General features: G+C 71.1%; 18 protein-coding genes. 10 read left to right on the top strand and 8 right to left on the bottom strand.

The window, feature by feature from the left end; translation table 11 throughout:
- Positions 1-2 precede the first annotated feature (2 nt).
- The 3 genes from ACI2LY_RS13510 to ACI2LY_RS13500 are packed head-to-tail and all read left to right on the top strand — an operon-like array spanning position 3 to position 3,239.
- Positions 3-1,691 (top strand): cytochrome c biogenesis protein ResB, encoded by a 1,689-nt coding sequence (locus ACI2LY_RS13510; RefSeq protein WP_404707251.1) that lies wholly within the window; start codon positions 3-5, stop codon positions 1,689-1,691.
- On the top strand, positions 1,688-2,788 hold the full coding sequence (gene ccsB, locus ACI2LY_RS13505) for a c-type cytochrome biogenesis protein CcsB (RefSeq protein WP_404707250.1): 1,101 nt from the start codon (positions 1,688-1,690) through the stop codon (positions 2,786-2,788). The genes ACI2LY_RS13510 and ccsB overlap by 4 nt, the downstream gene beginning before the upstream one ends.
- A 25-nt stretch (positions 2,789-2,813) precedes the next feature.
- Positions 2,814-3,239, top strand: coding sequence for a hypothetical protein (locus ACI2LY_RS13500; RefSeq protein ID WP_393914725.1), 426 nt, complete (start codon positions 2,814-2,816; stop codon positions 3,237-3,239).
- Here ACI2LY_RS13500 and ACI2LY_RS13495 read toward each other — a convergent pair.
- The 3 genes from ACI2LY_RS13495 to ACI2LY_RS13485 all read right to left on the bottom strand — a co-directional run bounded on the left by ACI2LY_RS13495 (position 3,207) and on the right by ACI2LY_RS13485 (position 5,471).
- Positions 3,207-4,601 (bottom strand): condensation domain-containing protein, encoded by a 1,395-nt coding sequence (locus ACI2LY_RS13495; protein ID WP_404707249.1) that lies wholly within the window; start codon positions 4,599-4,601, stop codon positions 3,207-3,209. The genes ACI2LY_RS13500 and ACI2LY_RS13495 overlap by 33 nt on opposite strands.
- Positions 4,602-4,737: 136 nt before the next feature.
- A complete protein-coding gene (locus ACI2LY_RS13490) occupies positions 4,738-5,187 on the bottom strand; it encodes a nucleoside deaminase (protein ID WP_404707248.1) in 450 nt (149 codons plus the stop codon).
- A gap of 8 nt (positions 5,188-5,195) precedes the next feature.
- On the bottom strand, positions 5,196-5,471 hold the full coding sequence (locus ACI2LY_RS13485) for a PLD nuclease N-terminal domain-containing protein (protein ID WP_404707247.1): 276 nt from the start codon (positions 5,469-5,471) through the stop codon (positions 5,196-5,198).
- 75 nt (positions 5,472-5,546) lie between these two features.
- On the opposite strand from ACI2LY_RS13485, the gene ACI2LY_RS13480 reads away from it, so the two are divergent.
- The 7 genes from ACI2LY_RS13480 (at position 5,547) to ACI2LY_RS13450 (ending at position 11,361) form a co-directional block, all read left to right on the top strand.
- The gene (locus ACI2LY_RS13480; RefSeq protein WP_404707246.1) at positions 5,547-7,004 is read left to right on the top strand and encodes a menaquinone biosynthesis decarboxylase; all 1,458 of its coding nucleotides are present in this window, start codon (positions 5,547-5,549) and stop codon (positions 7,002-7,004) included.
- Positions 7,005-7,015: 11 nt separating this feature from the next.
- Positions 7,016-7,927, top strand: coding sequence for a menaquinone biosynthesis prenyltransferase MqnP (gene mqnP, locus ACI2LY_RS13475; protein ID WP_404707333.1), 912 nt, complete (start codon positions 7,016-7,018; stop codon positions 7,925-7,927).
- A 75-nt stretch (positions 7,928-8,002) separates the two neighbouring features.
- A complete protein-coding gene (locus ACI2LY_RS13470; RefSeq protein WP_404707245.1) occupies positions 8,003-8,650 on the top strand; it encodes a UbiX family flavin prenyltransferase in 648 nt (215 codons plus the stop codon).
- Between the two features lie 80 nt (positions 8,651-8,730).
- Positions 8,731-9,186 carry an Lrp/AsnC family transcriptional regulator gene (locus ACI2LY_RS13465; protein WP_404707244.1) on the top strand — a complete coding sequence of 152 codons (456 nt, stop codon included), beginning with the start codon at positions 8,731-8,733 and terminating at the stop codon, positions 9,184-9,186.
- Between the two features lie 62 nt (positions 9,187-9,248).
- On the top strand, positions 9,249-10,412 hold the full coding sequence (gene mqnE / locus ACI2LY_RS13460) for an aminofutalosine synthase MqnE (RefSeq protein ID WP_404707243.1): 1,164 nt from the start codon (positions 9,249-9,251) through the stop codon (positions 10,410-10,412).
- A gap of 42 nt (positions 10,413-10,454) precedes the next feature.
- Entirely contained in the window at positions 10,455-10,979 is a 525-nt protein-coding gene (locus tag ACI2LY_RS13455; RefSeq protein WP_404707242.1) for a GNAT family N-acetyltransferase, read from the top strand.
- A gap of 94 nt (positions 10,980-11,073) precedes the next feature.
- Positions 11,074-11,361: a DUF4229 domain-containing protein gene (locus tag ACI2LY_RS13450; protein ID WP_404707241.1), complete on the top strand. Its 288-nt coding sequence runs from the start codon at positions 11,074-11,076 to the stop codon at positions 11,359-11,361.
- Between the two features lie 22 nt (positions 11,362-11,383).
- Here ACI2LY_RS13450 and ACI2LY_RS13445 read toward each other — a convergent pair whose 3' ends face one another.
- The 5 genes from ACI2LY_RS13445 to ACI2LY_RS13425 all read right to left on the bottom strand — a co-directional run bounded on the left by ACI2LY_RS13445 (position 11,384) and on the right by ACI2LY_RS13425 (position 19,046).
- The gene (locus ACI2LY_RS13445; protein ID WP_404707240.1) at positions 11,384-13,819 is read right to left on the bottom strand and encodes a LuxR C-terminal-related transcriptional regulator; all 2,436 of its coding nucleotides are present in this window, start codon (positions 13,817-13,819) and stop codon (positions 11,384-11,386) included.
- A 185-nt stretch (positions 13,820-14,004) separates the two neighbouring features.
- The gene (locus ACI2LY_RS13440; RefSeq protein ID WP_404707239.1) at positions 14,005-15,888 is read right to left on the bottom strand and encodes a chorismate-binding protein; all 1,884 of its coding nucleotides are present in this window, start codon (positions 15,886-15,888) and stop codon (positions 14,005-14,007) included.
- Positions 15,885-16,538 carry an isochorismatase family protein gene (locus tag ACI2LY_RS13435; protein ID WP_404707238.1) on the bottom strand — a complete coding sequence of 218 codons (654 nt, stop codon included), beginning with the start codon at positions 16,536-16,538 and terminating at the stop codon, positions 15,885-15,887. The genes ACI2LY_RS13440 and ACI2LY_RS13435 overlap by 4 nt, the downstream gene beginning before the upstream one ends.
- A gap of 62 nt (positions 16,539-16,600) precedes the next feature.
- The gene (locus tag ACI2LY_RS13430) at positions 16,601-17,782 is read right to left on the bottom strand and encodes a 3-deoxy-7-phosphoheptulonate synthase (protein WP_404707237.1); all 1,182 of its coding nucleotides are present in this window, start codon (positions 17,780-17,782) and stop codon (positions 16,601-16,603) included.
- 79 nt (positions 17,783-17,861) lie between these two features.
- Entirely contained in the window at positions 17,862-19,046 is a 1,185-nt protein-coding gene (locus ACI2LY_RS13425) for an NADP-dependent malic enzyme (protein ID WP_404707236.1), read from the bottom strand.
- Between the last annotated feature and the right edge of the window lie 190 nt (positions 19,047-19,236).

The raw sequence follows: 19,236 nt of genomic DNA, 5'->3' as shown, positions 1-19,236 counted from the left end.
CGATGAGCGACACCGAAACCGACAAGAGCCAGGACCAGGAGGGACTCGGCGCGGCCGGCTCACAGCTGTCCACCGCGCCCGAGGAGGACACGGCGACCCTGCCGGGCCTCGGCGTCATCGGCTGGGCCCGCTGGTTCTGGCGGCAGCTGACCTCCATGCGGGTCGCGCTGCTGCTGCTCCTGCTGCTCTCCCTCGGCGCGATCCCCGGCTCACTGATCCCGCAGACCGGCGCCGACGCCAGCAAGGTCGAGGCGTTCCGCGCCGCCCACACCACGATCGCGCCCGTCTACGACAAGCTCGGGCTGTTCCACGTCTACAGCTCGGTGTGGTTCTCCGCGATCTACATCCTGCTGTTCGTCTCCCTCATCGGCTGCATCGTGCCGCGCACCTGGCAGTTCATCGGCCAGCTCCGCGGCCGCCCGCCGGGCGCCCCCCGCCGCCTGGACCGGCTGCCCGCGTACACCACCTGGCGCACCACCGCCGACCCCGAGCAGGTCCGCGCGGACGCGCTCGCGCTGCTGAAGAAGCGCCGCTTCCGCGCGCACACCGCGGGTGACGCGGTCGCCGCCGAGAAGGGGTACCTGCGCGAGCTGGGCAACCTGGCCTTCCACATCGCGCTGATCGTGCTGCTGGTCGCCTTCGCCTCCGGCCAGCTGTTCAAGTCCGACGGCACCAAGCTGGTGGTCGAGGGCGACGGCTTCTCCAACGCGCTGCCGATGTACGACGACTTCAAGTCCGGCAGCCTGTTCCACAACGACGACCTGGTCCCCTTCAGCTTCGACCTCAAGGACTTCAAGGGCACCTACGAGGTGTCCGGCCCCAACCGCGGCACCCCGCGCACCTTCGAGGCGAAGATCGACTACAGCGAGGGCGCGTACGGGAAGTCGCGCTCCAAGCTCGTCCAGGTCAACCAGCCGCTGAAGATCGACGACGCCAAGGTCTACCTGGTCAGCCACGGCTACGCGCCCGTCATCACCGTCCGCGACGGCGAGGGCAAGGTGGTCTACGAGGACGCCGTGCCGCTGCTCCCGCTGGACGGCAACGTCACCTCGCAGGGCGTCGTCAAGGTCATGGACGGCTACCACGACGCCAAGGGCGTCAAGGAGCAGCTCGGCATCCGGGCCTTCTTCCTGCCGACCTACGGCGGCGGCGCCAACGTCCTCTCCCAGTTCCCGGCGCTGCTAAACCCGGTGCTCAACCTGGAGCCGTACCACGGCGACCTCGGCGTCGACGCGATGCCGCAGAGCGTGTACCAGCTCGACAAGAAGCACATGAAGGGCTTCAAGGACGCCCAGGGCAAGCAGCTGCGGGTCAACCTGAAGCCGGGGCAGACCATGAAGCTGCCCGACGGAGCCGGGACCGTCACCTTCGGCAAGGACGTCAAGGAGTGGGCGGGCTTCCAGATCGTCCAGGAGCCGGGCGGCGTCTGGGCGCTGGGCGGCGCCGTCGCCGCGATCTTCGGCCTCGCCGCCTCCCTCTTCATCCAGCGCCGCCGGGTCTGGGTGCGGGCCGTACGCGGCGCCGACGGGGTCACGGTGGTCGAGATGGCCGGTCTCGGCCGCAGCGAGTCCGCCAAGGTCCCCGAGGAACTGGGCGCCCTCGCCGGAACCCTCTACGACCGGGCGCCCGGCGCCCCCGAAACCCCCGCAGACTCATCCCACGCCGTACCTGCCGAAGGGGCTGAGAAGTGACTCTCGCCGCCGCAACCGACCTCGCCGCCGCGACCAACGAGCATCTGGCGAGCGTCAGCAACACGCTCATCTACTCCTCGATGGCCGTCTACACGCTGGCCTTCTTCGCCTACATCGCCGAATGGCTCTTCGGCAGCCGCAGCAAGGTCGGCCGCACGGCCGCCGCGCTCACCGCCGACACCAAGCCCGCCAAGGGCGCCCCTGCCGTCACCCTGAAGCAGGCGGGCGGCACCACCGTGCTGGAGCGCCCGCAGGTCGTCGTGCGCTCCGCCGCCGGTGCCCGTGACGTGCCGGACGGCCCCGGCGCCCACGGCGGCGACGTCCAGGGCGACATGTACGGCCGGATCGCGGTCTCCCTCACCGTGCTCGCCTTCCTGGTGGAGCTGGCCGGTGTGGTCGCCCGCGCGGCCTCCGTGCAGCGCGCCCCCTGGGGCAACATGTACGAGTTCAACCTGACCTTCTCCACCGTCGCGGTCGGCGTCTACCTGGGCCTCCTTGCGCTGAAGAAGAACGTCCGCTGGCTCGGCCTGTTCCTGATCACCACCGTCCTGCTGGACCTCGGCCTCGCGGTCACCGTGCTCTACACGGCCAGCGACCAGCTGGTCCCCGCGCTGCACTCGTACTGGCTGTACATCCACGTCTCCACCGCCATCTTCTGCGGCGCGGTGTTCTACGTCGGCGCGGTCGCCACGATCCTGTACCTCTTCAAGGACTCCTACGAGAACAAGCTGGAGAACGGCGGCACCCCGGGCACCTTCGCCCGCTCGGTGCTGGAGCGGCTGCCCGCCTCCGCCTCGCTGGACAAGTTCGCCTACCGGGTCAACGCGGCCGTCTTCCCGCTGTGGACCTTCACGATCATCGCGGGCGCCATCTGGGCGGGCGACGCCTGGGGCCGGTACTGGAACTGGGACCCCAAGGAGACCTGGTCCTTCATCACCTGGGTCGCCTACGCCTGCTACCTGCACGCCCGCGCCACAGCCGGCTGGAAGGGCCGCAAGGCCGCCTACCTGGCCCTGATCGCCTTCGGCTGCTGGCTGTTCAACTACTACGGCGTCAACATCTTCGTCAGCGGAAAGCACTCGTACGCGGGCGTCTGAGCGCGGGGTCGTGGAGACTGGGCTCATGCACGGTTCCATCGAACAGGGCATGAGCCAGACCCACGGGAACACGCACATCCGGCACTTCCTGGTGCGGCTGCCGAGGTCCATGGAGGAGGTCTGGCCCGCGGTGGCCGCCGCCGAGGGCCTGTCCGCCTGGTGCACCCCGGTCGACGTGCTCGAACCCCGCCTCGACGGCACGGTCGCGCTGCGCGACCTGGGCGCCGGGCGGGTCACCGCCTGGGACGTGGACCGGGTCGCGGAGTACACCGTCGAGGGCGGCGGCAGGCTGCGGTTCCACCTCGAACGCGACGGCGAGGACGGCAGCACCCTGCGCTTCACCCACGAGTACCAGGGCGAGGGCGCGTCGGAAGCGGAGTGGCGCAACCGCTTCGAACGGCTGATCGGCTACTGGGGATCAGGCGAGCGGAGCGGTGAGCAGGTCCCGTAGCCGCTCCACGTACAGCCCCATGTTCTTCGCCGCCACGTCCGTGTCCGGGTGGCGGCTGGCCAGCCACAGACCGTCGTGCAGCCGGTTGACCCACACGCACACCTGATCGCCGTACGACACCCGCAGCAGGGCGTGCGCGTTCTGCCCCGCCCAGCGGGACGCGCCCGGAATACCGCGGGTGTCGACGAACGAGACGATCGAGTACAGGTCCGGCGACGTCGGCCGGAAGTCCGCGCCCAGCAGGCTCAGCACCCGGGCCAGCGGCATCCGGGCCAGCGTACGGTTCGCCTGGAGCTGCGACCGGACCGCGCGCAGGGTGGCGGTCAGGTCGGGGGCGTTCTCCAGCGGCACCTCGATGGGGGCACCGCCCACGAACCAGCCGACCGAGTCGCTCCACTGCGACTTCACCCGGGTGTGGAACGGCACCACCGTCCGGTACACCGACTGCTCGCCCAGCTCCTGCACGATCAGCGCGGTCGCCGCCAGCAGCCCGACCAGACTCCCCCCGTACGGTCGGCAGTACGCCTCGAACGCGGCCGCCGCCTCCGCGTCCACCAGCGGCTCGCAGATCATCCGCTGCGGCGGCAGCGGGCCACCCGGCTCCACCCCCAGCTCGACCGGGAACGAGGGCAGCGTGCCGTCGCAGCGCCGGATGAACTCCCGCCAGCGGGCCACCGTCTCGTGCCCGCCGTCCAGCCGGTCGGCGTCCGCCCGCTCGATCTCGCAGAAGTCCACGTAACTGGCCGCCGGGGTCCGCACCACCGGCCCGCGCCCCTCCACACCCGCGGTGTACAGCTCCTCGATCTCGGCCGGGATGCCGTGCAGCGAGTAGGCGTCCACATTGCTGTGGTCGAAGGCGAGGAAGACGGTGGCCGAGTCGTCCCGGACCACGGCCGCGTAGATCAGGTTCGGCCAGCGCAGCGCGTCCGCGACCGTGTCGAACCGGGACTGGAGATGCGCGGTCAGCGCGGCCGCGTCCGTGAAGTCCCCGGCCGCCTCCCGGTGCAGGGTGACGTCCTCGGCGTCCAGGGTGAAGCGGCGCAGCTCCTCGCCGTCCTCGCCCGCCCAGCGGAAGCCGCTGCGCAGCGTCTCGTGCCGGACCGTCCAGGCCCGCAGCGACTCCTGGAGCACATCGAGGTCGACCGGTCCCGCCAGGTCGAAGGAGGTGCCGAGCCAGGTCGGCACGAACAGACCGTCCTCGCGGACGTGCCGGGCCGTCCGGATGTGCGACTCCTGGATGTAGGCGGGCGGCCGGGAGTCCTCCGGCAGCCCGTGCGCCGTGGCGACGGTCGCCGGACTCAGTGTCCACTCCACGAGCCGCCCCGGCCGGACCTCGCAGCGCTGGATGTCAGTGATTCGCACGCGTCTCCGATCGCAGAAGGGCACCCCGGTGTGGTGGGGCCCCCGTCAAGGGAATGCCGTCGCACGCGGTGGAGACATGCCCGCGCGGGGCTTTTCAGCGGAACGGATGGCGGGCCGAACGCGTGACCGTGCGCCCTCAGAGTCCGATGTCCTCGTTCCACAACTCTGGGTTCCGGGCCACGAACTCCCGCATCAGCGCGGCGCACTCCGGATCGTCCAGCAGCACGACCTCCACCCCCAGCCCGGCCAGCCACTCGTGCCCGCCGCTGAAGGTCCCCGCCTCCCCGACCACGACCCGCGAGATCCCGAACTGCCGCACCAGCCCCGAGCAGTACCAGCACGGCGAGAGCGTGGTCACCATGGTCGTCCCCCGGTACGACCGCCGCCGTCCCGCGTCCCGGAAGGCCGCCGTCTCCGCGTGCGTCGCCGGGTCCCCGTCCTGCACCCGCCGGTTGCGGCCCCGCCCGAGCAGCTCCCCGTCCGGGCCGTACAGCGCGGCCCCGATCGGGATGCCGCCCTCCGCCCGCCCGGCCCGTGCCTCCGCGACGGCGGTACGCAACCAGTCCCGCGCCTGCTCCAGCTCCATGGGGGCCCTCACTCCGTGTCCGGCTCGTCCTTCTTCAGGGAGCGCAGGAAGTCCGGGTTGTCGTCGGGCGCCACCCAGGTCGGCGCGGGGCCGGACGGCCGGCGGACCTTGCCGGTGATCAGCCAGGCCAGCGGGCCGATCAGGACCTCGCCGAAGAGCAGCACGATGAACACCCAGGCCACCTTCGGCAGATGGCGGACCTCGTCCTCGGGGGTGTTCAGACAGTCCACGAAGGCGTAGATCCACAGCGCCAGGACCAGCAGGAACGGCAGATACCTGAGCATGGTCGCGCGATCTCCCCACGGTGTGGACGGCCCCGGTGACCGGGCCAGCGTAGCCGGTGGCCGATACTGGGACACATGGCTTACGACGATCTTCGCTCCCTCCTCCGGGCGCTGGAGCGCGAGGGAGACCTCAAGCGCATCAAGGCCGAGGTCGACCCATACCTGGAGGTCGGTGAGATCGTCGACCGGGTACAGAAGGCCGGCGGACCGGCGCTGCTCTTCGAGAACGTCAAGGGCTCCGCGATGCCCCTGGCGATGAACGTCTTCGGCACCGACCGCCGCCTGCTCAAGGCGCTCGGGCTCAAGTCGTACGCGGAGATCTCCGACAAGATCGGCGGACTGCTGCGGCCCGAGCTGCCGCAGGGCTTCATCGGCGTCCGCGAGGCGTTCGGCAAGCTCGGCGCGATGGCGCACGTACCGCCGAAGAAGGTCAAGGGCGACCACGCGCCCGTCCAGGAGGTCGTCCTCACCGGTGACGACGTGGACCTGGACGCGCTCCCGGCCCTGTTCACCTGGCCGAAGGATGGCGGCTCCTTCTTCAACCTCGGGCTGACCCACACCAAGGACCCCGACACCGGCGTCCGCAACCTCGGGCTGTACCGGCTCCAGCGGCACGACAAGCGCACCATCGGCATGCACTGGCAGATCCACAAGGACAGCCGGAACCACTACGCGGTCGCCGCCCGCCGCGGTGAGCGGCTGCCGGTCGCCATCGCCTTCGGCTGCCCGCCCGCCGTCACCTACGCCTCCACCGCGCCGCTGCCCGGCGACATCGACGAGTACCTGTTCGCCGGGTTCATCGCGGGCAAGCGGATCGAGATGGTCGACTGCAAGACCGTGCCGCTCCAGGTCCCGGCCAACGCCGAGGTCGTCATCGAGGGCTGGCTGGAGCCGGGCGAGATGCTCCCCGAGGGCCCCTTCGGCGACCACACCGGCTTCTACACCCCGCAGGAGCCGTTCCCCGCGCTGACGATCGACTGCGTGACGATGCGGAAGCGGCCGCTGCTCCAGTCGATCGTGGTCGGCCGCCCGCCCACCGAGGACGGGCCGCTCGGCCGCGCCACGGAGCGCTTCTTCCTGCCGCTGCTGAAGATCATCATCCCGGACATCGTGGACTACCACCTCCCCGAGGCGGGCGGCTTCCACAACTGCGCGATCGTCTCGATCGACAAGAAGTACCCGAAGCACGCGCAGAAGGTGATGTCCGCGATCTGGGGCGCGCACATGATGTCGCTGACCAAGCTGATCGTGGTCGTGGACTCCGACTGCGATGTGCACGATCTGCACGAGGTCGCCTGGCGGGCGCTGGGCAACACCGACTACGCCCGTGACCTGGTGGTCGCCGAGGGCCCCGTCGACCATCTCGACCACGCCTCCTACCAGCAGTTCTGGGGCGGCAAGGCGGGCATCGACGCGACGAAGAAGCTGCCCGAGGAGGGCTACACCAGGGACGGGGGCTGGCCGGACATGGTCCTGTCGGACCCGGCTACGGCCGAACGGGTGACCCGGCGCTGGAAGGAGTACGGACTGTGAGCGGTGACGTCATTCTTGGAGGGGGCAGCGCGAAGCATGGTCCCCGCAGACGCGGGGGTGTTCCGGCGTTCCTCCGCCTGGTGATGATCGAGCACTCGGTCTTCGCGCTGCCCTTCGCGTACATCGCCTCGCTCACCGCCATGTACCAGTGGGACAAGAACATCCACTGGGCGCGGCTGCTGCTGGTCACCATCTGCATGGTCGGCCTGCGCACCTTCGCCATGGCGGTCAACCGGATCATCGACCGCGAGATCGACGCCCGGAACCCGCGCACCGCCCAGCGCGAGCTGGTCACCGGCGCGATGTCGGTCCGGCACGCGTGGACCGGCGCGCTGATCGCGCTGGTCGTCTTCCTCGGCTCGGCCGCCCTGCTGAACCCGCTGTGCCTGGCGCTCGCGCCGATCGCGGTGATCCCGATGGTGGTCTATCCGTACGGCAAGCGGTTCACCAACTTCCCGCAGGCGATCCTCGGCATCGCGCAGGCCATGGGCCCGGTCGGCGGCTGGCTGGCGATCTCCGGCACCTGGTCCTGGGACGCGGTGATCCTCGGCCTCGCGGTCGGCATCTGGATCGGCGGCTTCGACCTGATCTACGCCTGCCAGGACGTGGAGACCGACCGCGAGGTCGGCGTGAAGTCGGTCCCGGCCCGCTTCGGCATCCCGGCGGCCATCTGGGGCGCGCGCGTGTGCCACACCCTCACGATGGCCCTGTTCGTCTGGTACGCGGCCCTCACCCACGCGGGCGCGTTCTTCTGGCTGGGCCTGGCGATCGTCGCCGCGGCCTTCGTCTACGAACACCGCATCGTGCGCCCGCACGACCTGTCCCGCCTGAACCGGGCGTTCTTCCAAGTCAACGGTTTCATCGGCATCGCCCTGTTCGTCTGCGCGCTGCTCGATCTGCTGATGCGGGGACTGACCGTCTGACCAAGGCCCACCCGGCCTGAGCACACTGCGTCACGCCGGTACTCTCAAGGTGTGAACGCAGGACAAACGCAGCGCGTGCCTTGGATCGTGGGGGTTTCGGGGGCTTCCGGGACGCCGTACGCGGCGGCGGTGCTGCGAGCGCTGCTGGACGCCGGGGAGGACGTCGACCTGGTGGTCAGCCGGGCCTCGCGGCTGACGCTGCTGGACGAGACGGGGATCTCGTTCCGGGACGCCCACTGGCGCGAGGACCTGGGGGACTGGCTGGCGCGCGGCGCCGACGGCAAGCCGGACACCTTCGCGGTGGACCTCGGCCGGGTGCGGTACTGGAACGCGGGCGACCTCGCGGCGGGACCGTCCTCGGGGTCGTACCCGGTCAAGGGCATGCTGATCGTGCCCGCGTCGACCGCGTGCGTCGCGGGGGTGGCCCTCGGCCTGTCCAAGGACCTGCTGCAGCGGGCGGCGAGCGTGACGCTGAAGGAGCGCAGGCCGCTGGTGGTGGCGGTGCGCGAGACCCCGCTGAACGGGCAGACCCTGCGCCAGCTCGTCGCGCTGGACGACGCCGGGGCGAGCGTGGTCCCCGCCTCACCGGCCTTCTACGCGGGCGCTACCCACATCCAGCACCTGGTGGACTTCGTCGCCGGGCGGGTGCTGGACGCGGCGGGCGTGGAGCACGGCCTGTACCGGCGCTGGAAGGGCGAGCTGGGCGGCGGGCAGAGCACGTAAGGCGCGCGGGACGAGCAGGCGTGCAAGGCAAGTAGCGGTACCTCACTACGGCAAATTTCACACCGGAAGGCTTCGATCGCATGGACGCGGTGGACAGGCAGCTCATCCAGGCCCTGAGGGAGAACGGCCGGGCCTCGTACGCGGAGCTGGGGCGCCTCGTCGGCCTGTCGGGACCCAGCGTCACCGACCGCATCAACCGGCTGGAGGCGGCCGGTGTCATCACCGGCTACCGCGCCACGGTGGACGCCGCCTCGCTGGGCCTCGGGGTCACCGCGCTGATCGGCATCTCGCTGTCCGACGCCGCCGACCACGAGGACGTGGCGCGCAGGCTGAAGGACCTCACCGAGATCGAGGACTGCTGGTTCATCGCCGGTGACGACTCCTTCATGCTGAAGGTCCGCTCCTCCGACGTGGACGGTCTGGAGAAGACGATCCGCAGGCTGAGCGGCACCAAGGGCGTCTCCCGCACCCGCACCACGATCGTGCTCTCCACCAAGTGGGAGAACCGGGTCGGGGAGCTGCCGGAAGAGGAGTAGCCGCGCGGGAACGCGGGTTCGGGGGAGTACGGTTGGTCAGGTTGTCGTGGAAAGGTGTGGGTATGGACGTCGGACTCAAGCGCGAGCTGGAGGACAAGGTCCGCTCCGGTGAGCGGCTGACCCGTGAGGACGGCATCGCGCTCTACGAGTCGGACGACCTGGCGTGGCTCGGTGGCCTCGCCCATGAGGTGCGTACGCGCAAGAACGGCGACGTGGTCCACTTCAACGTCAACCGTCACCTCAACATGACCAACGTGTGCACGGCGTCCTGCGCCTACTGCTCGTTCCAGCGCAAGCCGGGCGAGAAGGACGCGTACACGATGCGCATCGAGGAGGCCGTGAAGCTGGCCAAGGCGATGGAGTCGGAGAACCTCACCGAGCTGCACATCGTCAACGGCCTGCACCCGAACCTGCCGTGGCGCTACTACCCGCGCTCGCTGAAGGAACTGAAGGCCGCGCTGCCGAACGTCTCGCTGAAGGCGTTCACGGCCACCGAGATCCACCACTTCGAGACGATCTCCGGGCTGAGCGCGAGCGAGATCCTGGACGAACTGATCGACGCCGGTCTTGAGTCGCTGACCGGCGGCGGCGCCGAGATCTTCGACTGGGAGGTCCGGCAGCACATCGTGGACCACCGCACGCACTGGGAGGACTGGTCCCGTATCCACCGGCTGGCGCACGAGAAGGGTCTGAAGACCCCGTGCACCATGCTGTACGGGCACATCGAGGAGCCCCGGCACCGGGTGGACCACGTGCTGCGGCTGCGCGAACTCCAGGACGAGACCGGCGGTTTCCAGGTCTTCATCCCGCTGCGCTACCAGCACGACTTCGTGGACATGAAGGACGGCAAGGTCCGCAACCGCCTCCAGGCGCGGACCCAGATGGCGACCGGCGCCGAGGCGCTGAAGACGTTCGCCGTCTCCCGGCTGCTGTTCGACAACGTGCCGCACGTCAAGGTGTTCTGGGTGATGCACGGCGTGCAGACCGCCCAGCTCGCCCTGCAGCACGGCGCGGACGACATGGACGGCTCGGTCGTCGAGTACAAGATCACGCACGACGCGGACAACTACGGCACGCCGAACAAGCTGACCCGCGAGGACCTGCTCGACCTGATCCGCGACGCGGGCTTCCGCCCGATGGAGCGGAACACCCGGTACGAGATCATCCGCGAGTACGAGGGTCCGGACCCGCTGCGCCGGGAGACCCCACAGGCGATGCGCGTCTGAAGCCCGTTGAACCGGGGCCGAGGTAAGGACTACCTTGGCCCCGTGGCTCTTACCTTCACCCTGGACCCCGCCGTCACCCCCGACCTGCGGGACGGACTGCTCGACCTGTGGGCGGACGTCACCAACGCGGGCGGCGCCGTCGCCTTCACGGCGCCCGTCACCCGCGAGGACATACGCCCCGAACTGGTCCGCTCGCTGGCCCGGTTCGCCCAGGGGCACAGCAGGCTGCTGGTCGGGCTGGACGATGACGGGCGGGTCGCCGCGACCGCGTTCCTCACCTTCAACTCCCACCGGCTGATGGGCCACTGGCTCTGGCTGTACACGGTGATGGTCCACCCCAAGCACCAGGGCCTCGGCTACGGCCGCGACCTGCTGGCGGCCGCCGCCGACGCCGCGCGCGGGATCGACGGCATCGACGCGATACGGCTGGGCTGCCGCGGTGGGCTGGGCCTGGAGCGCTTCTACACCTCCTGCGGCTACCGCGAGGTGGGCCGGGTACCGGGCGCCATCCGGGTCGCGCCGGACGACCACCGCGACGACGTCACCATGCTGCTGACCCTGCGCTGAGGCCGCCCACCCCCTGCCAAGATCGGGTACGGGGCGTGCTTCACTGGACAGCGCATGCCTTTGGGGCCGAAACGACACGGAAGAGTGGATTGAGATGCTCCGCTACACGCTGATGCGCCTCGGCGTCTTCGCCGGCTGCCTCGTGGTCGCCTGGGGAGCCGTCTACTCCGGGATCTTCCCGCGCGGCTTCGGCGCCTCCAACTTCTTCTGGGTCGTGCTGCTTGCCATGGTGATCTCGGCGCCGATCAGCTGGGTGGTGCTGCGCAAGGAGCGCGAGCGGGCCTCCGTCCAGGTCGTCGGCCGGGTGGACCGGATGAAGGCCAACCTGGACGCCAGCCGCAGCCAGGAGGACACGGCCGAGACGGCCGGCCGGACTTCGTGACCGTCCGGGGCCGCCCGGCTCCTCAGCCGTCGCTCTCGTGGACGTACCGGGCCAGCTCGACGCGGGAGCGGATGCCGAGCTTGCGGTAGATGCGGCGCAGGTAGTAGTTGACGGTGTGCGGGGAGAGGTGGACCTTCTGCGCCACCTGACGGTTGGTCAGGCCCTGGGCGACCAGCGCGGCGATGTCGCGCTCGGCCGGTACCAGCGGGCCCGGCTCGTCCGTACCGCCTGAGGCGGGCACCTCGACGGCGCTCATGTGCCCGATGTGATGCCGTACCGCCCAGGTGGTGGCACGCGGGGACGCGAGGGCGTGTTCGTCCACCCGCCGCTCCTTCAGCAACCGGCGCAGATCGTCTGCCGCGCAGGTCCGGGCCCAGGCGTCCCGGTGGTCGGCGGCGGCACGGGCGAGACCGTCCGCGTCGCACTCGTAGAGGCTGCGCGCGTGGGCGGCGGCCACGGCGAGGGTGGGCAACCCCGGCTGGGCGGCGGCGAGCTGCTCCACCGCGCGCAGGGTGGATTCCGCGAGGTCCCGGTCGCCGGTGCGGCGGGAGAGGCGGACGAACCAGGCGGCGGCGCCCGGCTCTTCGAGGAGCAGCGGGAGGTGGGTGGGCAGGTGCCGATGCGAGGTGGCCAGCAGCCCGGCCGCCTCGCGCGGCTCGTCGCGGGCGGCGTGCAGCAGCACGTCCAGCCACTGGCGGCGCCCGGCGAAGAACACCGTGGCGCCCCGCCCGGCCTCCAGCTCCCGGCAGCGCGCCAGTCGGCGGGCGGCGTCGGTCAGTGCGCCCGCCCGCAGGGCGACGAGGCACTGGGCGGCCGATGCCCAGGTCATGCAGTTCCTGAGCCCAGCCCGCTCGGCGGTGGCCAGCGCCTGTTCCGCGCGCTGCCCCGCGTGCTCCAGGTCACCGGTGCGCAGCAGCGCCGACGCCTCGACCAGGTCGGCCATCGCGGCAAGGGCGGCGGGCTCACCGTCGACCCGTTCGGCGCGGGCTTCTTCGACGAGGCGGGCGGCCTCGTCGCCCTCGTCGAGCGCGATCAGTTTGTACGCGAGGGCCAGCCGGGCGTAGGCCGGGCGGTCGCCCGTTCCCGAGGGCACCGGCTGCTCGACGGCCTCGCGCCCCCGGCCGACCGCTTCCCGTACCTCGCCCTCGGCCCAGGCGAGGTTGGACAGTGCCATGGCCGCGACGCGCTCCAGCTCGGGTTCGGTGGTCCGGGGTGGTGCCGGGCTCACGCGCCGGGCTCTGGTCCGCGCGCGGTGCAGCAGGTCGGCGTCGGCCAGGTCGGGACCCGCCTGGTCCGCGAGCGGGGCGGCCAGGTGCTCGGCGGACATGGCGAGGTCCGTCACGACGCGGCCGAGGACGGTCCGCTCGTGGGGTGGGACGGGCTGGTTCAGGGCGCTGCCCACCAGGTGCACGGCCGAGGTGACGTATCCGGCCTCCAGCAGGGTGCGCAGCGCGCCCGTGGTGTCGGAGCCGGTGGCGCGGCGACGGGCGGGTGCCGGGTGCCGACGGCCCAGGGCGACCAGGTCGTGCGCGGGCGGGGTCGGCTCGGCGGTGAGGTGGCGGGCCTCCTGGTGGAGGGTGGCGCGGACGCTCTCGGGGATCGTCTCGTAGACGGCGCGCCACACCAGCGGCTGCTCGAAGGAGAGACCGCCGTCGGTGAACGCCAGCATCCCGGCGGCGACCGTCTCGTCCACGGCGGACAGCAGCGCGGCGGCGCTGGTGCCGAGCATGGCCGCGGCCCGCTGGAGCGGGAAGGTGCGGCCGAGGACGGTGCCGACCCGCACCAGCTGCACGGACTCCTTCGAGAGCAGCTTGAGACGGGCGTCGACCTCGGCGCCCACGCGCAGCGGCAGCCGCCTCGGGGTGAGGCGGACGAGTTCCCCCATGGGCCCGATCCGGTCCTCCTCCATCAGGCCCCGCACCAGTTGTACGACGAGCCGGGGGTTGCCGCCCGCGCAGTTCGCCGCGTCGAGCAGCCCGGCGCTCGGCTCCACGCCGATGAGGTCGTGGACCAGTCGGCGCACCGCGTCGCTGTCCAGTGGGGCCAGCTGCAGCCGCTCCACCGGGGCGGGCGTCACCTCGTCCAGTTGCTCCAGCCCCGCACCCGGCCCCTTCGTGCCGCGGGCGAGGAGCAGCGAGGCCGTCTGCCGGTGCCCGGCGCCGAACAGGCCGTGCAGTTCGGCCGCCGGTACGGTGTCGGCGTCGTCCAGCACCAGCACGGAACGGTCCTCGGTGGCGGAGTGGGCCAGCCGCCGCAGCTCCCCGGCCGAGCCGTGGTGGACGGTGAGGCCCCGCTGCCGTGCCCGGTGAGTGGTCTCGCGCAGCAGTCGGCTCTTGCCCACACCGGCCACACCGTCGACGACGAGTACGGGCCCGGGCCGTCCCTGCCGGGCCTGGCGCAGAAAGTCCCCCAGCCGTCGTTGTTCGGTCTCACGTCCGTGCAGCCCTGTCTCGCGCATCCGAACGACCTTCCCCGCTGCGGCCGACGGACACGCCTGCTGCCCGCCGTCAAGTTCCGAGAACCGATACTGCCTGTAGTCGCTTCTCAGCACTATGTTGCCGGTCACACGGGGTGCGGGCACGTGGCTTCACGTACTCGCCATCAGACGTTATCGAACAGGGGGACCGTGGGACTCCCGCGCGGTCAGCCGACGCAGGTGCCCAGGACTCCTGTGATCAGGGTGCCGATGATGCGTACACCGGACTCGGTCAGTACCGACTCCGGGTGGAACTGCATGGAGGCGAACCCCTGCCCGCGCAGGCTGTGGATCTCGCCGGTGGCGCGGTCCCGGCCGCACTCCACCACGCCCACCAGCGGATGGTCGAGCTTGTCCGCCCCGCTCCGTGCGGCGAACGTGTTGTAGAAGCCGACGCGCTCGCGGCTGCCGAACAGGTCGATCTCCTTCTGGACCCCCTGGTTGGGCTCGGTGCGGCGGACCAGGTCCAGGCCCAGCACGCCGCCGAGGACCTGATGGCTCAGGCAGACGGCGAGGAAGGGGCGCCGGGCGTGGAGGAGCCGGGAGACCGTCGCCCGCAGGTGAGCGATCTTGGGGTGGTCGAGGTCCCTCGGGTCGCCGGGGCCGGGCCCCATGACGACCAGGTCGTAGCCGCCGGTGTCGTACGGCTCGGCGAAGCCGCGCACTGTCACCTCCAGTCCCAGGGAGCGGAGCTGGTGTCCGATCATGGAGGTGAAGGTGTCTTCGGCGTCGATCACGAGGACGGTGCGACCGGCGAGGCCGGACAGCTCGTGGTCGGGCGCCTCCTCCGTGCGCAGCCAGTACCCGGCGATGGTGTCGTTGCGCCGCTCCAGCGCCTCGCGCACCTGTGGGTGGTCGGCGAAGCGGCGTGGTCCGCCGGATTCGAGGGCGGACAGCAGCCCCGCGGCCTTCGCGCGGGTCTCGGCGACCTCGGAGTGCGGGTCCGAGTGGCGCACCAGGGTGGCGCCCACACCGATGCGGACGTGCCCGGCCGGGTCGATGTCCGCGGTGCGGATGAGGATGGCGGAGTCCAGGGTGCGCGCGCCGTCGGCGTCCCGGCCGATGAGGGCGACGATCCCGCTGTAGTAGCCGCGCCCGCCCGGTTCGTGCCGTTGGACGACCTTGCAGGCGCTCTCCAGCGGACTGCCGGTCACCGTCGGGGCGAACAGCGTCTCGCGCAGGATCTCCCGCACCTCGCGCGAGGCGCGCCCCTCGATGAAGTACTCCGTGTGTGCGAGCCGGGCCATTTCCTTGAGGTAGGGGCCGACGACCCGCACGTCCTCGTCGCAGATCCGGGCCATCATCTTGAGTTCCTCGTCCACGACCATGTACAGCTCGTCCGACTCCTTGCGGTCGGCGAGGAAGGCCATGACCTCGGGCAGCGCCGGTCCGGTGGCCGGGTACCGGTAGGTCCCGCTGATCGGGTTCATCACCGCGGTGCCGCCCGACACGCTGATGTGCCGTTCCGGGCTGGCGCCGACGAACGTACGGGTCCCGGTGTGCACGAGGAACGTCCAATAGGCACCGGACTCGCGCTCCAGGAGCCGTCGGAAGAACGACAGGGCGCTGCGCGGGCCGTAGTCGGTGATGTCGGCGACGAAGGAGCGCTTGATGACGAAGTTCGCGCCTTCGCCGCGGCCGATCTCCGTGTCGATGACGTCCCGCACGATCTCGGCGTACCGCTCGTCGTCCACGTCGAAATGGCGGTCGGTGAGCGTGACCGCGTCGTCGGGCAGGCGGTCCAGCGCGTCGCCGAGCGGCACCGTGCCGTGCGTGTGGACGGCCATGGTGATCAGGGGCTCGCCGTCGTCGGTCGCGGTGAAGCCGCGCTCGCGGATCTGCCGGTACGGCACGATCGCCAGCATGTCGTGCCGTACGCCGTCGGCGCTTTGCGAGATCTCGGGAAGCGGGATGTCGGACAGGGTGTCCGCCGTCGACGTCTTGCCGAGCAGCACCTCGAGGGTGTGCGCGGACGTCTCCGGGCGGTGCAGGAGCGCGTAGGCCGACGGTGATCCGGTCAGCACGCGGGTCAGCAGATCCTCCTCGGTCACGGGGACTCGCTCCCCGCCTCGAGCGCGGTCGACAGCGACTTCGCGGTGGCGACCACGGCGCAGCGCTCGGCCGCGTAGTCGATCGCCGCGCGGTGGTACGACGCGGAGAAGTCGGCCACCGCGTCCGCGGCCAGGAAGGTCTGGATGTCGTTGGTGAACGCCTCCACGGCGGTCATCAGGACGCCGACGTGGGCGTACACACCGCAGACGACGAGTTGGTCCCGGCCGTGGGTGCGCATGCGTTCCAGCAGGCCGGACTTGAAGAAGGCGCTGTACCGCCACTTGGTGAACATCCAGTCGCCGGGGGCCGGGCTCACCTCCTCGGCTATGTCCCGGTCCTCCGAGGCCAGTTTCATGCCCGGCCCCCAGAAGTCCTTGAGGAGACCGCGCTGTTCCTCGGCCATCCCGCCCGGCTGTGCCGTGTAGGCGACGGGCACGTCGAGCCGGGCGCAGGTGTCGCGCAGCAGAGCCGCGTTGCGCAGCAGGTCGGCGCCGGGGGACTCGTCCTCGGCGAACGGCCGCAGGAAGTAGTGCTGCATGTCGTGGATCAGCAGGACCGCCCGCGCGGGGTCGGGCGTCCAGTCCGGGACGGGAGCGGGAAGATCTCCCAGGGTGGGCATGGGATACGACGGGATCGGGGGAATCGCCATGGTCGTCCTTCGGTCGTCCTTCGGTCTTCGGGTCCGGCGCCCGGGCCGGGGAAGGGGCGGTGTCAGCCCCGCCAGGCCGCCGCGACCGTCAGCGCCTGACGGGGGTTGAGGCGCGGGTCGCAGAAGGTCGTGTACTTCTCGGGAAGCTGCCGCAACTGCTGCTCGTCGTCGACGCATTCGCCGACGTCGTACGGGGTGGTCTCCAAGTGGAGGCCGCCTGCCACACCTCCCGCCGACGCGACGGCGTCCTGGAACTCCCGCACCTCGCGCACGACGGTCGGCACGAGACGCGTCTTCACCCCGCCGGGTCCGTCGACGGTGTTGCCGTGCACCGGGTCGCTCAGCCATACGACCGGATGCCCGGCCGCGCGTACCGCGGCGACCAGGCGCGGCAGCTTCCCGGCGACGGCGTCGGCACCCATGCGCGCGATCAGCGTCAGCCGTCCCGGCTCCCGCTCGGGGTCGAGCCGTTCGCACAGGGCGAGCAGCTCGTCGGTGGTCATGCGGGGACCGGCCTTGCAGGCGACGGGATTGGCCACGGAGGCGAGCAGCGCCACATGGGCGCCGTCCGCCTGCCGGGTGCGTTCGCCGATCCACGGCCAGTGCGTCGACGTCAGCAGCCAGCGCCCGTCCGCCTGCCTGCGGACCAACGGCCGCTCGTAGTCGAGGAGCAGCATCTCGTGGCTCGTCCACACCGGGGAACCGAGCCGTGGCATGGCCGCGCCGCCCCAGCCGAGCAGTTCCAGGATGGTCTGCGACGCCTGATAGCCGGTGAGCATGCGCCTCGGGTCGGGGCGGCGCAGCTCCGGGTCCGGCTCGGGGGAGTTGACCATGTGGCCCCGGTAGACCGGCAGTTCCACGCCGTTCACGGTCTCGGTGTCGTTCGAGCGCGGCTTTCCGTACTGGCCCGCGAGGCGTCCGGCGCGCAGTACGGGGCGATGCGCGTTCAGGGACATCACGCCCGCCATCGCGTCGAGGAGGGCCTGCTTGCGCACCACGTCGACCGGGGTGCACTCCGCCCAGTCCTCGGCGCAGTCACCGGCCTGGATGATCTGGACCTTTCCGGCCGCGGCCGCCGCCAGTCGTTCCCTGAGGTCGAGCACATCCCCGAGGGTGACGAGCGGCGCCGCGGACGTGAGCCTTTGCCGGACCCTTTCCAGGCCCTCCGGGTCATTCCAGTCGGGTTGCTGCCGTGCGATCGGCGTCAGGGAATCCTGGTCCGCGCGTTCATAGGCGACGGTCACGTGTGCCTGCTCCAATATGTGTCGAGGAACCGGGGAATTCCGGAACCCAAGGCGAATGAGCGCCGTATGAGAAGGTTTTTCACGCCCCGTGCGCGACGGATTCCTCGAGGGCGGCCCGGGCCACCGCGGACGCCACGGCGGGCATCACCCGGGGGTCGAGGGAGTGCGGAACGATCCGGTCCGCCGCCAGGTCCGCCGCGGCCACCGCGGCGATCGCCTCGGCCGCGGCGAGCTTCATGCCCTCGGTGATGCGCGGGGCACCCGCGTCCAGCGCGCCGCGGTAGATGCCGGGCGAAGCGAGGGTGTTGATGACCTGGTTGGGGAAGTCGCTCCCGCCGGTGCCCACGACCGCGGCGTGGCGCGCGGCGATCCGCGGCGGCACTTCGGGCACGGGGTTGGAGAGGGCCAGCACCACGGCGTCGGGGGCCATGGTGGCGATCAGTTCCTCGGGCACCCGCGAACTGGAGACCCCGACGAAGACGTCCGCGCCGCGCAGCGCCTCGGCGAGACCACCGCGTACCGCCCTCGGGTTGGTGCGCGCGGCGAGGTCGGCCTTGGCCGGGTTCATGCCCGCGCGGCCGGGGACGAGGATGCCGCGCGAGTCGAGCACCGTGACATCGCCCGCGCCCGCCGCGAGCAGGATGCGGGCGCAGGCGATCCCGGCCGCCCCGGCGCCGCAGACGACCACGCGCTGGGTGCCCAGCGGGCGGCCGACCACCGTGCACGCACCGCGCAGCGCGGCGAGGACCGCGATGGCCGTGCCGTGCTGGTCGTCGTGCATCACCGGGCAGTCGAGGGCCGCCACCAGGCGCGCCTCGAGTTCGAAGCAGCGTGGAGCGGACACGTCCTCCAGGCTCACCGCGCCGAAGGACGGCCGGAGCCGGACCAGGGTGTCGACGATCTCGTCCACGTCCGTGGTGTTCAGGACCAGCGGGATCGCGTCGAGGCCGCCGAACTTCTTCAGGAGCGCCGCCTTGCCCTCCATCACCGGGAGCGAGGCGGCCGGGCCCACGTTGCCGAGTCCGAGTACGGCGGTGCCGTCGGTGACCACCGCGACGAGGCGGCCGGCCCAGGTGTACCGGTGCGCGAGCGAGGGATCGGCCGCGATGGCCTGGCTGACCCTTGCCACTCCCGGGGTGTAGGCGATCGACAGAGAACGCGGGTCGTCGAATTCGGTGGTGAGCCCGATGCTCAGTTTTCCGCCCTCGTGCGCCGCGAATATCTCACTGTCCAGGGTGCGCATATGGGTGTCTATGGCGGCCATGGGTGAGCCCCTTTCGGTCGGTGTTCAGGAAATTAGGGGAGCCGGGTCGGTGGATGGAACTACTCGACCGCGCAGTTCCGCACTCGCGCTCTCTACTCGCTCGGGTAGTGGATTCGGCACCGGGTGCGGCTCAGGATGAGCAACCGAACCGCCACCAACCACCAACCACTGACCACCAACCACTGACCAC

The organism is Streptomyces sp. NPDC002176 (genome assembly GCF_044903645.1).
Taxonomy (GTDB): Bacteria; Actinomycetota; Actinomycetes; order Streptomycetales; family Streptomycetaceae; genus Streptomyces.
This window is presented reverse-complemented; position numbering and strand designations above follow the sequence as displayed.

Bases quoted from the DNA above. Each gene is read 5' to 3' on its own strand.
- ACI2LY_RS13425 (WP_404707236.1), bottom strand. From the start codon at position 19,046: ATGGCCGCCATAGACACCCATATGCGCACCCTGGACAGTGAGATATTC.
- ACI2LY_RS13465 (WP_404707244.1), top strand. From the start codon at position 8,731: ATGGACGCGGTGGACAGGCAGCTCATCCAGGCCCTGAGGGAGAACGGC.
- ACI2LY_RS13435 (WP_404707238.1), bottom strand. From the start codon at position 16,538: ATGGCGATTCCCCCGATCCCGTCGTATCCCATGCCCACCCTGGGAGAT.
- ACI2LY_RS13445 (WP_404707240.1), bottom strand. From the start codon at position 13,819: ATGCGCGAGACAGGGCTGCACGGACGTGAGACCGAACAACGACGGCTG.
- ACI2LY_RS13485 (WP_404707247.1), bottom strand. From the start codon at position 5,471: ATGCTCAGGTATCTGCCGTTCCTGCTGGTCCTGGCGCTGTGGATCTAC.
- ACI2LY_RS13500 (WP_393914725.1), top strand. From the start codon at position 2,814: ATGCACGGTTCCATCGAACAGGGCATGAGCCAGACCCACGGGAACACG.
- mqnE (WP_404707243.1), top strand. From the start codon at position 9,249: ATGGACGTCGGACTCAAGCGCGAGCTGGAGGACAAGGTCCGCTCCGGT.
- ACI2LY_RS13490 (WP_404707248.1), bottom strand. From the start codon at position 5,187: ATGGAGCTGGAGCAGGCGCGGGACTGGTTGCGTACCGCCGTCGCGGAG.
- ACI2LY_RS13480 (WP_404707246.1), top strand. From the start codon at position 5,547: ATGGCTTACGACGATCTTCGCTCCCTCCTCCGGGCGCTGGAGCGCGAG.
- ACI2LY_RS13510 (WP_404707251.1), top strand. From the start codon at position 3: ATGAGCGACACCGAAACCGACAAGAGCCAGGACCAGGAGGGACTCGGC.
- ACI2LY_RS13450 (WP_404707241.1), top strand. From the start codon at position 11,074: ATGCTCCGCTACACGCTGATGCGCCTCGGCGTCTTCGCCGGCTGCCTC.